The sequence below is a fragment of the Noviherbaspirillum saxi genome (assembly GCF_003591035.1).
Taxonomy (GTDB): domain Bacteria; phylum Pseudomonadota; class Gammaproteobacteria; order Burkholderiales; family Burkholderiaceae_D; genus Noviherbaspirillum; species Noviherbaspirillum saxi.
Genome location: NZ_QYUO01000002.1, coordinates 88049 through 100828, shown reverse-complemented (window position 1 = coordinate 100828; position 12780 = coordinate 88049). Strand labels below are relative to the sequence as shown.

The 12780-nt window shown below is 56.7% G+C and carries 10 protein-coding genes; 6 read left to right on the top strand and 4 right to left on the bottom strand.

The window, feature by feature from the left end; genetic code table 11:
- Positions 1-47: 47 nt before the first annotated feature.
- Complete coding sequence (locus D3871_RS16315) at positions 48-1556, bottom strand: DUF4331 domain-containing protein (protein WP_119770181.1); 1509 nt, start codon at positions 1554-1556, stop codon at positions 48-50.
- A gap of 369 nt (positions 1557-1925) precedes the next feature.
- Between D3871_RS16315 and D3871_RS16310 the strand changes: the two genes are divergently transcribed.
- On the top strand, positions 1926-2696 hold the full coding sequence (locus D3871_RS16310) for an RNA polymerase sigma factor (RefSeq protein WP_158597952.1): 771 nt from the start codon (positions 1926-1928) through the stop codon (positions 2694-2696).
- Positions 2683-3156: a cupin domain-containing protein gene (locus tag D3871_RS16305; RefSeq protein ID WP_119770179.1), complete on the top strand. Its 474-nt coding sequence runs from the start codon at positions 2683-2685 to the stop codon at positions 3154-3156. The genes D3871_RS16310 and D3871_RS16305 overlap by 14 nt, the downstream gene beginning before the upstream one ends.
- A 140-nt stretch (positions 3157-3296) precedes the next feature.
- Here the strand turns inward: D3871_RS16305 and rpoD are convergent, their stop codons facing one another.
- Positions 3297-5897, bottom strand: a complete 2601-nt coding sequence (rpoD, locus tag D3871_RS16300; protein WP_119771391.1) for an RNA polymerase sigma factor RpoD — start codon at positions 5895-5897, stop codon at positions 3297-3299.
- A 351-nt stretch (positions 5898-6248) separates the two neighbouring features.
- Here rpoD and D3871_RS16295 point away from each other — a divergent pair, with 351 nt between their 5' ends.
- Together D3871_RS16295 and D3871_RS16290 are read left to right on the top strand one after the other, a co-directional pair.
- Complete coding sequence (locus D3871_RS16295) at positions 6249-7037, top strand: FRG domain-containing protein (protein ID WP_119770178.1); 789 nt, start codon at positions 6249-6251, stop codon at positions 7035-7037.
- A gap of 76 nt (positions 7038-7113) precedes the next feature.
- Positions 7114-9423 (top strand): NADP-dependent malic enzyme, encoded by a 2310-nt coding sequence (locus D3871_RS16290; protein WP_274381773.1) that lies wholly within the window; start codon positions 7114-7116, stop codon positions 9421-9423.
- Between the two features lie 59 nt (positions 9424-9482).
- On the opposite strand, the gene D3871_RS16285 is transcribed toward D3871_RS16290, so the two are convergent.
- Entirely contained in the window at positions 9483-10511 is a 1029-nt protein-coding gene (locus tag D3871_RS16285; RefSeq protein WP_158597951.1) for a GNAT family N-acetyltransferase, read from the bottom strand.
- A 436-nt stretch (positions 10512-10947) separates the two neighbouring features.
- Here D3871_RS16285 and D3871_RS16280 point away from each other — a divergent pair, with 436 nt between their 5' ends.
- Together D3871_RS16280 and D3871_RS16275 are read left to right on the top strand one after the other, a co-directional pair.
- Positions 10948-11217, top strand: coding sequence for a hypothetical protein (locus tag D3871_RS16280; RefSeq protein WP_147376826.1), 270 nt, complete (start codon positions 10948-10950; stop codon positions 11215-11217).
- Positions 11218-11478: 261 nt separating this feature from the next.
- Positions 11479-11988: a 5' nucleotidase, NT5C type gene (locus D3871_RS16275; RefSeq protein ID WP_119770175.1), complete on the top strand. Its 510-nt coding sequence runs from the start codon at positions 11479-11481 to the stop codon at positions 11986-11988.
- Between the two features lie 203 nt (positions 11989-12191).
- Here the strand turns inward: D3871_RS16275 and fdxA are convergent, their stop codons facing one another.
- Positions 12192-12515, bottom strand: coding sequence for a ferredoxin FdxA (gene fdxA, locus D3871_RS16270; protein WP_119770174.1), 324 nt, complete (start codon positions 12513-12515; stop codon positions 12192-12194).
- Positions 12516-12780: the final 265 nt, after the last annotated feature.

The window sequence follows — 12780 nt, the reverse complement described above, 5'->3', positions numbered from 1 at the left end:
TGAGCTCCATGTGTAGATGGGATACCAATGAGCAGTTGCCCGAACCACTACTCCTGCGGTGAGCCGGCCAGCGGTGTCCTCAAATAGGGAAAGGCGGCTTCATAGTTGCTGTCGTCGGTATAGGCACCGTCCGTAAACTGCAAGGTTCCTGCAGGAGCATCCGCTGGAGCGCATCCGAACGTTCCTGGATCGTTGAGGGTACAGAGCTTGCCCATCATGACGCGCAGCTCGACATCCACCACATCGTCTCCAGGGCGTCGTCCATTCGGAAAGCCCGCGGTGTCACCGCCAATGACGCCAAGCCGGTTTTGAGAGCCTTTCGCTTTGGGGGCAATATCGGTATTCAGACGCATCATTTCCGACGGTACGATGTTGGCGGGTTTATTCAGTCCCGGAACACCGGTAAGGAATGTGGTCACGAGGTCGTTGCGTGGAAACTTGGTCGGCGCCTTGACGCCCGCGCTGGAAAACTGCGATTCGATAATCGCGGCCAGCGTCGGATTGGTTACATAGGCCAGGAATTGTGCGTCGCCGCTTGGCTTGCTGGCATTGAACTTGTCTTTGTCCTTCAAACCGATGACGAGCTCATTGACCAGAGGCATGGCAAGGCGCGATACCTGAGCCCACGGGCCGCCGTCCTTGGTTGCGGTGAACAGCCCACTTTCCGGAGCCGGATCTATCAGACGGCCCTGCCGCAGGCTAGCGGTCGTCCATGCACCGACGACAGGTTCGGTTGCCGTGCGCAGACACGAGGTAGGAAGCTCCAGCGCAATGGCGGTGACATTCTTGCGCGCCAGGTCGTCTCTAGCGGAACGTTCGGCATTCGGATTGAGTTCGACCGCAGGTGTTTTGATATTCAAGAGGTCAAACGCTTCCCCAACGTTGACGACAAACGGGTCTTTTCGCTGTCCGACGAACATACGGCCGGGAGAGCCGCAGCCAGGAATGTTAATGCCATACAGGTGTTGTCCGGCATAGGCTGCGTAATCCGGAATGCTCTTGTTGCCGATATTGTCGACGGGCTTATCGAAAGTCGCGCTGCCGCCTGCTGCATTGGTAACGGCTTGACGTTGCCCGGAACGACGGTCTCCATGGACGACATTGACAGTGTATGTCTCGCGCATCTGCAGATTGGGCGAATTGACTGCCTCAATCTTGCCGCCGTTGATGCCCGGTATGGATACCTGTTTGTCGCCTATAGGTAATGCAATGTCTTTCAATTCGTTCTTGAACTGGAACTGAAACGTCAGGTCTTCTTTGCCGTCACCGTTGTTATCCACATGAATTTCATAAAGCCCATTCTGATTCATCGGAAAGAAAATGGGTCCGCCGGGCGGATCCTGGAGAGAGACATAGTTTGCCACCATGGTGGTGTAATTCTCCCTGCCGGGTTCATAGCTGCGGAACATATAAAAATCCGTTGCATCGATGCTGGGATTCTGGGATACGAAAGGCGCCTCGCGATGGCTCGAAGCGAAGGACGACATACTGAGAACGCTCAGCGCCCCCATCACCAAAGCGACGGTTGAACGTAGTTTGAAATGAGTTGCGGACATACTTGTCTCCTCATCGGATGAAAGGTTGAATCGATATCGCACCACGAGTCCATGTCATGGGCCGGCGCCCGGGAAATTGCGGGTAAGACATATAGAGCGGATTACGTATCAGTGTATGGGTTCTCCCGCGTTGCCTGGGGCGATTGCAGCGTTGCCAATGCTCGACAGGGAACCACCCTTACGCGGGCTGCCCTGCCTGTGCTTGGCGCCTTGCACTCACTCCCAGGAAACGCAGCAGATCGCTTCGCTACACTCACACCGATACGCAATCCGCTCTCGGCAAGCAGCGCGACAAGTGACGAGCTAATACTTCCTGTATGCAGGCTGACGACTATCGGATTTCATATCCAACGCAATTACGTTGACTGTTTGACGAACATCAAAGTCGCAAGTCACGAAAATTTGCCCGGCGCAATACTGGCCGACAGAAAAGTGTTTCGCTTCTTTTCATGGAATCTTGTTGGGGCATATCAATCGGCACTTCCACAGAAACGAATACGCTCGTGCTTTCCAAACATCCGTTCCGGTCAAGACAAACAAATGCGCAAGGAGCACAGTCCAAAAGCTGATGAAAACGTCCAGCTTGCCGAATGGATAAGCGATACATCAAAGGGGATCGAAGCGTCATTCGTCAACCTGTATGCGTCGACCGCAGACATGGTGTATGGCCTCGCGCATAGAATTGTGGGCATACCCTCAGTAGCTGAGGATGTGGTGGTCTCCACCTATCTTTATGCCTGGCAGCATGCTGCCCAATTTGATGTTGCCCGTGGCAACGCGATTACATGGTTGCTCGTCATATGCCGTAGCCAGGCGCTGATGCAATTGCGTGATCCCGAAATCAAAACAGCGGTGTATCTGGATGACGACGTTCTCAAAGAAGGTACTTCGGCCGATACGGACCCGCAGTCGCTGTTAGCTGCAGTAGAAGAAAAGGCGGCTCTGCATGCGGTTTTGGAAACATTGCGTCCATGCGACAGGCAAATTCTGGCGCTTGCGTTCTTTCGCGGGCTTACCTACGCAGAAATAGGTATGCATCTTGATATGCCGATTGGCACAGTTAAAACACGTATGCGTTCAGCGATAGATACATTGCGCACGCAGCTTAAGCCATTGAGGTGCTCCCATGGCAGGACATAGCAAATCCACGGAAAGGCCAGTGATAGATGCCGATATTGAAGAGGCAATACTCATCAATCTGTCTCTGATGCCGCTGAATGACGCAACGCGTTCTGCGCTGCTTGAACGGACATTGGCTGCGACGCGAAGAAAAGACTCGCACTCAAAAGACTCGCACTCATTTGTCACTGTCCTACAGAAGGACGGCGAATGGCGCGAAATTGTGAGTGGCGTATTTCAAAAGCGCTTGCTTGAAAATGAGAAGATGCATGCCACTTTGTATCGAATGCTGCCGGGAAGCTCGTTCCCTGCTCATGAGCATCCTACGGACGAGGAATGCGTATGTCTTGAAGGCGAAGTCGATCTTGGAGGTATTGCGCTGCGTGCCGGCGAATTTCATCTTGCACCGCAAGGGGTGCGGCACGGCCAAATCCGAACCGAGGAAGGATGCTTGCTATATGTCCGCTGTGCTGCGAGTTAGAGCTCGTCCCATCACCGCGACCGGAATACGCAGACAAAGGTGGCCGAGCCGACGTCCAATCCTCTGGCCCGATAACACATCCCGGTAAAAAAAACGGAGCCGTTCAGGCTCCGTTTTCACTTCTGCGAACAACGTATTTCTTAATCGCTTTCCAGGAAGGTCTTGAGGCGGTCAGCGCGCGAGGCGTGACGCAGTTTGTTCATCGCCTTGTTTTCGATCTGGCGGATACGCTCGCGGGTGACATCGAATTGCTTGCCCACTTCTTCCAGCGTCGCATCGCTGGTCATGTCGATGCCGTAACGCATGCGCAATACCTTGGCTTCGCGCGCCGGCAGGGAATCCAGCACATCGCGGATCACGTTGCGCATGGAGGCATGCATCGCCGCATCGGCCGGTGCCAGCGTCGTGCTGTCTTCGATGAAATCGCCAAGCTGGGAATCGCCGTCGTCGCCCATCGGCATATCCATCGACACCGGTTCCTTCGCGATCTTCATGATTTCGCGCAGCTTCTTTTCCGGCAGATCCATCTTGGCGGCCAGCGTCGGCAGGTCCGGCTCGGAGCCGGTTTCCATCAGAATCTGGCGCGAGATGCGATTCATCTTATTGATCGTTTCGATCATGTGTACCGGCACGCGGATCGTGCGTGCCTGGTCGGCGATGGCGCGCGTGATCGCCTGTCGGATCCACCATGTCGCATACGTCGAAAACTTGTAACCGCGACGGTATTCGAACTTGTCCACTGCTTTCAACAAGCCGATGTTGCCTTCCTGGATCAGATCGAGGAACTGCAAACCGCGATTGACGTATTTCTTCGCAATTGAGATCACCAGTCGCAGATTGGCTTCGGTCATTTCGCGCTTGGCCTGACGTGCGCGCATTTCTGCCGTGGTCATCTGCTTGTTGATCTTGCGCAGCTCGGCCAACGGCACGCCGGCAGCGGCCTGCAGGTCGATCAGTTTTTTTTGATATTCCTTCACGGCCGGGCTGTTGCGGCGCAGTACAGGAGCATACGCCTGCTCGCGATCGGCTTCCCGGTCTATCCATTCCAGGTCGGTTTCCTTGCCCGGGAAGACGCTGATGAAATGGCCGCGCGGCATGCCGCATTTGTTGACCACAACGTCAAGAATCCGCTTTTCGATCTGGCGCACTTCATCGACGCGGGCGCGCAGCATATCGCACAGCTTTTCGACCAGCTTGGCGGAAAAGCGCATACCCAGCAATTCCTGCGCCACGGTTTGCTGCGCCTTCAGGTAAGCCGGCGAGTTGTAGCCTTCGCTTTCGCGCGCTGCCTGCATGTTCTGGAACTCAGTGGCCACGATGGCAAACTTTTCCAGCGCTTTCCTGCGCATGTCGCCCAACTGATCTTCCGACATGCTGGCGGCTCCGCCAGTGCTGGTGCTGCTTTCTTCTTCGTCTTCATCGTCGAGGTCGTCGTCGAGTTCGTCTTCGTCGGTTTCCTCGGCCGCCGCAGCGACGACCGGCAGGTCGTCGGAAGTATTGGGATCGATCAGGTTATCGACCAGTTCGTCGATCGGCGCTTCTTCGTTGCGGATCTTGTCCGCATGCGCCAGGATTTCGGCAATCGTGGTCGGGCAGGCGGACACCGCCTGCATCATGTCCTTGAAACCGGCTTCGATGCGGCGCGCGATATCGATTTCACCCTGACGGGTCAGCAAAGGCACGGACGCCATTTCGCGCATATACATCCGCACCGGGTCGGTGGTACGGCCGAAATCGGCATCCACTGTCGACAGTGCCGTGGCGACCGCGGCTTCGGCATCGTCGTCGCTGGCGGCGGTCGCGACGTTATCGGACAGCAGCAGGGTTTCCGCATCGGGCGCCTGTTCGTAGACGGTGATGCCCATATCCCCCAGGGTCGAGATCAAGCCTTCGATCACTTCCTGCCTGGTCGACTCTTCCGGCAGGTGGTCATAGATTTCCGCATGCGTCAGGTAACCGCGCTCCTTGCCGAAGCGGACCAGGGCGGCGACCTGCTGGCGGCGCACCGCCAGTTCGGCTTCGCTCATGCCGGATTCGACGGCATCCTTGCCGGTGCGGCGATCGCGTGCCTTGCGGGCAGCATTGATTTCAGCGCGCTCGACTGCATTGAGCGCCGCGACTTCGTCCTGCTCCGGGCGGTATTCGGAGGGACGGCGACCGCGTCGCGCCGGTACTTTGACTGCAGGAAGCGAATAGCCGGACGTATCTATAGTGTTGATGTCCACGGGCTCGGCAGGCGATGGGGCCGATACCGGTGCAGCCGGCTTCGATACTGCCGCCGTGCCCGATTCGGCGACGGGCTTGCGGCGAACCACCTTGGCCTTCGGTGCGGCAGGCGCTGCGGTTTCCGGTACCGGCGCGGACTCCGAAGCAAGCACTGGGGTCGCAGCAGACGCGCTGATCTCATCCGCGCCTGCAGCCGCGATTTCCTGCGCGGGCGCGGTCACCGGTTTCGGTATCGCCTTGCGCACCACGACCGTGACTTTGGGCGCCGGTGCCGCCGGCATTTCTGCCGTCTCGACGTTGGGGGCGGCCGCGTCCGCGCTGCCATGCGAGGTCGGGTCCGGCTCGCTCTGCGCGACGCCAGGCAACAGGCGCGAACGTTTGGTCACAACCTTGACCGTGGTCGGGGTTTGTTCCGGGTCGAGCGCATGCGTGACGGTCCTCACCAGAGTGGGAGCCGAAGCAGTGTCTTTACGGGGTTTTGCAGTCAGAGTCAGGGTCTTGGCAGGCTTTGTCATTGCGTAATCAAGGGGCAACAAAGAACACATCATGGGCGCGACCTGGGTCGATTCCGCCATGGCACGGTAGAGCGGCGCGCTGAAAAACCGCACGCGGGCACTTCCGCCATGCTGTCATGACTACTTGTCGATGTTCAGGGTGTTCAAATTCGGATGAAATAAGTGTGATACTGCAGCAGAAAATCAAGCCCGGTTCACGACAGCGGGCTGAGATGGAACTCGATGCAGTCGGTAGAGCAGGGGGCGTATTATATTGGTCTTTTAAGAAATCTTCACGGCGCGGCATCAAATTTAAAATCATCGGATCGCGCAACCTCGCGCTGGTTCCCTTCGGGCCGCAAAGGAGCGTACTTGGAAGAGATTCTCGTTACAAACTGGAATGAATTCGTCGCGCTCTCGTCCGAACTGGATGGCTGGGCCTTTCGCGGACAGCAGGATGCACGCTGGGCGCTGCTGAGTTCCCTGTCGCGCTATCTGAATGCCTTTATTCCCGACCGCAGCACCTGGCGCAGCCGCGAAGAGCGCGCGATCCGCATTTTCCGGCGCAAGGCGCACAATTACCTGCTGGATCCCGGCGTGCTGGACAACGATCTGCGTTGCCTGGCGTTGATGCAGCACCACGGCGCGCCGACCCGTTTGCTCGACTTTACCAAGTCGCCGTTCGTGGCTGCCTTTTTTGCGCTCGAAAACGCCGTGGGAGATGCGGCGGTGTATGCGCTCAACACGCCGAAACTGTGGACCGCGATGCCGGCCAGCGCCCCCGGATTGAGTCGCGACAAGATCGATCCCAGGCGTGATCACAATTTCGAGCGCTATTTCCTGCAAAACAATGCTGATCTACTATGGATAGGCGAACCCGAGGAAATGGACCGGCGTCTGGTCGCCCAGTCCGGAACCATGGTAGTGCCAGGCGTTCTCGACAAATCGCTGAATCAAATCCTGGATGAGTACCGCGTCGATGGCAGTCTCATCAAAAAGCTTGTGCTATCGCAAACCATGCGGGAGCAGGCAATGAAAGCCTTGTACCGGATGAATATTACCAACGCGACGCTGTTTCCCGATCTTGACGGGCTCGCGCGCTCGATCCGGGTGGAATTGGAAGTGGTCTGGCAAGTCGATGCCACCGCTTCAGACCGCTAGTCCGGGCGGCGTGTTCGACAGGAAAGGAGCGTGTGGCGATGTCATCCTTCCTCCACCGCACACTTATCTGACTGACATGACCGATACCAAATCCACCATGGATGCACAATTGCGCGATGCTGCGCTGGAATACCACCGCAGTCCTACCCGCGGGAAAATACAGGTCAACGCCACCAAGGCGCTATCGAACCAGCGCGATCTTTCCCTGGCCTATTCGCCCGGCGTCGCGTACGCGTGCGAAGAAATCGCTCGCGATCCCGCCATGGCTGCCGAATACACGTCGCGCGGCAATCTGGTCGCCGTGATCACGAATGGCACGGCCGTGCTTGGTCTGGGGGATATCGGCCCGCTTGCCGGCAAGCCGGTGATGGAGGGCAAGGGCTGCCTCTTCAAGAAATTTGCAGGAATCGACGTATTCGACATCGAATTGGCCGAACACGACGCCGACAAGCTGGTCGATGCCATCGCCATGCTGGAACCCACGGTAGGCGGCATCAACCTGGAAGATATCAAAGCGCCTGAATGTTTCTATATTGAAAAGAAGCTGCGCGAGCGGATGAACATTCCGGTGTTCCATGACGATCAGCATGGCACGGCAATCATTTCGGCAGCGGCGCTGCTGAATGGCCTGAAGGTCGTCGGCAAGCAGATCGGCTCGGTCCGCATCGCGGTTTCCGGCGCTGGCGCAGCCGCCATTGCCTGTCTCGATACCATGGTCAGCCTGGGCGTGAAGCGGGAAAACATTTATGTCGCCGATTCGAAGGGCGTCATTTACGTTGGCCGCGATGCAAGGATGGAAGAAAACAAGGCGCGCTATGCGCAGCAAACGGAAGCGCGCGGCTTGGCCGATATCGTGGCTGATGCGGACGTTTTCCTTGGATGCTCGACGGCGGGCGTGCTGACCGGCGATATGGTCAAGACCATGGCAAGCCGGCCTATCATTCTTGCGCTTGCCAATCCGGAACCCGAGATCCGCCCGGAAGTCGCCAAGGCGGCGCGGCCCGACTGCATCATTGCGACTGGCCGGTCGGATTATCCGAACCAGGTTAACAATGTACTGTGCTTTCCCTATATCTTCCGCGGCGCACTGGATTGCGGCGCCACCAAGATTACCGAAGAAATGAAGCTGGCTTGCGTGAAAGCCATCGCCGACCTGGCGGAAGCCGAAACCAACGATGCGGTGGCGACCGCTTACGCGGGTCAGGAACTGAGCTTTGGACCGGAATACATCATTCCCAAACCCTTCGATCAGCGTTTGATCGAAAAGATTGCCCCGGCGGTGGCCCGCGCCGCGCAGGAGTCGGGCGTTGCGACACGGCCGATACAGGACCTGGAAGCCTATCGCCAGCATCTCAGCCATTTGGTGTATTACACCGGCCTGATGATGAAGCCGGTATTTTCGGCGGCGAAGGCAGCGCCGCAGCGCGTGGCGTATGCCGAAGCCGAGGAGGAAAGGGTATTGCGCGCGGTGCAGACCGTGATCGATGAGGGATTGGCCAAGCCTATCCTGATCGGTCGCCCGCGCGTGATCGAAATGCGCATCAAGAAGGCCGGTCTGCGCCTGAAACCCGGCGTCGATGTCGAACTGGTCGATCCGGAAAACGATCCCCGTTATCGCGCCTACCACGAGGCCTATCACGAATTGCGCGGACGCTATGGCGTGACGCCGGACATGGCAAAAACCGCGCTGCGTCGCTCAAACACCCTGATCGGAGCGATGCTGGTCCATATGGGCGACGCGGACGCGCTGCTGTGCGGCACCGTAGGTCGTTTCGATGCCCATCTCGAGCATGTCCGCGATGTGATCGGCCTTGCGCCGGGCGCCAGCGTGTTTGCCACCATGAATGCGCTAATGCTGGAAAAATACACGCTGTTCATCGCCGATACCTATGTCAACGACGATCCAACGGCGGAAGAACTTGCCGCGATCACCAGGCTTGCCGCAGCCGAAATCCAGCGTTTCGGCATCCAGCCGAAAGTTGCGATGTTGTCGCACTCCATGTTCGGCTCGTCGGATCGACCATCGGCACGCAAGATGCGGGCGGCGCGTGACCTTCTTGCTGGCATCGCCCCGGCCCTGGACGTCGAAGGCGAACTGCAGGGCGATGCCGCGCTGGTCGAGGATGTGCGGCGCCATTTCCTTCCGGGCACAAAGATGAACGGCAGCGCCAATTTGCTCATCATGCCATCGCTTGATGCCGCCAATATTGCATTCAATCTGCTGAAAATCACCGGCGGTTACGGTGTAACCGTCGGTCCCATTCTGCTGGGAAGTGCGAAACCGGTACATATTCTCAATCCGGCCGCCACTTCGCGCCGCATTGTCAACATGACGGCTGTGGCAGTGGCGGACGTATCGGCGCTGCGTGCTCCGGTGCATGGGTGATACCAGCGAAGGTGGATAGCGCGACCGTAAAGCGCAGGGCAATCGTAATTTTCTGTCGATCAGGCCGTTAGCCGGGAGCCGTGACGATGCTTGCGTGAGCGCCATACGGCAAGCGCCTGGCGCAGTAGCGCCCAGCCTTGCCCGTCGCCGGTGTCTATCCTGTCAAGAAGCCAGCGTGAAGCCTCGAAACGATATCCGTCGTACGCAATACGTGTGGCCTGCCGGGCATGCAGCAACATATGCAGCCTGGAACGGTATATCGCCACATGGTCATAGTATTCATGTTTGCCCAGCAAGGCGGTCTTGTATTCATAGCGGCCGTGGCCAAAATGAAAACGCTTCGCGCCTGACTCGATCGCCGCACACACGGCGAGGTAACAGCACAACATGCCGAGCCGATAGTCGTCATACCGCGCGTCGTGCGCATTGACTTTCGAAATGACGCTGTCGCCGATCTGGAGCACGATGGCGCCTGCGGCCAGCCTGCCATCGATCCTGACGCTGAACACCTTGCCGCAGGCGCGGACTATGCGCAGAATCCGTTGCGTTTCGTCTTCATCGATAAAGGAGGCCTGGCTCTTTTGCGCCATACGGATGCGGTTGAGCGCGATGACGTCGCGCACGTCTTCTTCCTTTGCCGCTTCTTTTGCATCGAGTCGGTATTGCAAATCGGGAAACGCGCGTTCGAGGCGGTTCTTGTGCCGCTTGATATTCTTGCGGGTCGCACTGCCGAGGGAAGCCAGATAAGCGTCGGCGCTGTCCGGCAGTGTCGCGACAAAATCTTCGGTACAGAAAAATCGTTGTTGCGTAAAAGGCAGTACAGGCCCGTCTATCTGTACCGCATGAAAGCTGACATTGACATTGCGCCCATATCGCGCGAACAGCGCGTCGCAAAAGCGGCTGACGTCCTCGGCGCTCAAGCGCATGCCTTCATTGATCACTTGTATGGATTTTCCTGCAACCCGATACAGAAAAATTGCGCTCACGCGTGAGCCTTCACGCGCAACGTAGGTATTGACGCCGTCAAGATTGTCGCAAGTACGGAAATGCGATAGCGACGAATATAGCGATCCGTAAAGACGGTCCAATTCAACTTCCGCAAAACTCGGCACGCCATTTTCGGTCAGAGAACTTTCATGGCGTGGGAGAGGGGGGTGAGAGGCGGAGCAGTCTTGCGCGGGTTTACTCGAAATTTCAACGTTCATCTTGTCGTGGTGTAACGTCATATGCGTTTCAGGTTGCGCTTGCATATGCACGCCATATGCACACCATATGATCGACTCTCGATCTGGGTGTAGAGCTGAATCAAGGGATCATTCGCAACATGCGTGCGTGTGCAATGCATACTTGGCAACGATTGCAATGTCAGCTTGCAAAGCTTGTTGTATGCCTCTGACGAATCTGAAAACTCTCTCAAGCAATGCTTGAACATGCATGTCAGGCGCGAGTAAAGTTGACTACAGCGCGCGACGCTGCAAGCACAGCGTGGTCCAAGAATTCATCTGTCTTATATTGGGAAATAAAATGCAACCGAAGTTAGTACATCGCGACGAATCCGCATGGGACAAAGGCGACCTTGCGTATGACTTGGACGACACGTTCGAGATGGGAATCATCAAGGCGGCGCAGGAAGGTATCCGCCCGGGATCGAATGGCTATGCGGCATTCATCACCGCTTTTTCCCGGCGTGTACGCAGCCGGCAGGTATCGCCGCGCAAAGCGCCGTCCAAGAGTGCGGATCCGGCCGGCTCCGCTGTCGTGTTGACGCCGGATTTCATGCGCTCCGGTTCCTGAACGACCGGCGTACGCCGTTTCCTGCATTACTGCCGGTAGTTGCGGCAATGCGCGGGCGCCGGCAGGAAAGAAACTGTTTGTAAGTATTGCTTTGTAAGTGTTGTTGTAGGTGTTGTATACGGCCGCCGATTGGCGGCCTTTTTAATTCCAATTTGACGGTCTGTCATGCAAGGGGTCGAATCTTATTCATGCAGAAGCGGCATACTGTGACATAAGCAGTTTCGCGAAAAGGGTTTTTGCAAACTTGAGAAAGGTGCATGCATGACGACCTCGGAAAGACCGAAGCTTCAAGTGTTTCTTGATCTGGATGGCGTCTTCGCCGATTTCGATGCGCGCGTGAAACGTCTGACCGGCAAGCATCCAAGTGAACTGGACCGTTCCCGCCTCTGGAAAATGGTTAACTCGGACAAGCGCTTTTTTGCGGAACTCGAATTGATCGAAGGTTGCATGGCGCTGTGGGAGGTCACCAAGAACCTGGAGCCGATATTTTTGACTGGCGCGCCTTCATCCAAGGTTTTCCAGGAACAGAAGCGCGAATGGGTGGCGCGTATATTCGGACCGGAATTTACCGTTCACGTCGTGCCGAAAAAACTCAAGCAGGAATTCAGCGGTCCGCACAAGGTCTTGATCGACGACACGCCGGAAAACATCGAGCGCTGGGTTGCGCAAGGAGGACATGGCATCCTCCATACCGGGGACCATGCCTCCACGGTCAAGGCGCTGCATGAGCTGCTTGGCTTGTATATGGCAGAGTCACCGCAGACAAAGTAATCAGAGTATTGAACCAGAGTATTGAGCGGATTCGGTCTCGCCATCCGGCGACCGCCGCGCAATGACCGTTGGAGCAAATTGAAGTAATGACAAGACTATCGAGAGCGGGAAATCGGCCGGTGCTGTCGGTTCAGGCATCCGTACAGACTTTGGGGAAGATGCGTTGCGGTCATGATCTTCCATGACCGCAAGCAATTGAGGATTTACTTGACCAGCTCGTGCAGCTTTGCCTGGACATCTTTCCAGTCGTCTGCGTCCGGCAACGGATCCTTGGTCTTGGTGATCGACGGCCATGCACGCGCGAGGTCGACATTCAGCTTGATGAATTGTTGCTGATCGGCGGGCACATCCTCTTCCGCATAGATCGCATTGACCGGGCATTCGGCTACGCAAACCGCGCAGTCAATGCATTCATCGGGGTCGATCGCCAAAAAGTTCGGGCCTTCACGGAAGCAATCTACCGGGCATACATCTACGCAGTCGGTGTAACGGCAGCGGATGCAGGATTCGGTCACAACGTGGGTCATAACAGTCCTATCTGAAAATTTTCTTGAATCTGATCTGCTCTGAAGCAGAACGGCAGTCCATCGACGCAAAAGCACGTCATAAGGATCAATACCAATACCGTTCGCTGCAAAGCCTTGTATTTTAAGACATTCGGTTGGTTCTAACAAACCGGACTTAGATAGATTACGCATAAGCAAATGCGGCGGGCCTTGGCGCGGTAGTCGCAGGCCGTGATTTGCCAAGATGTGGGGGTAAGGCAGAATAATTGCATATATTGCAACGTGT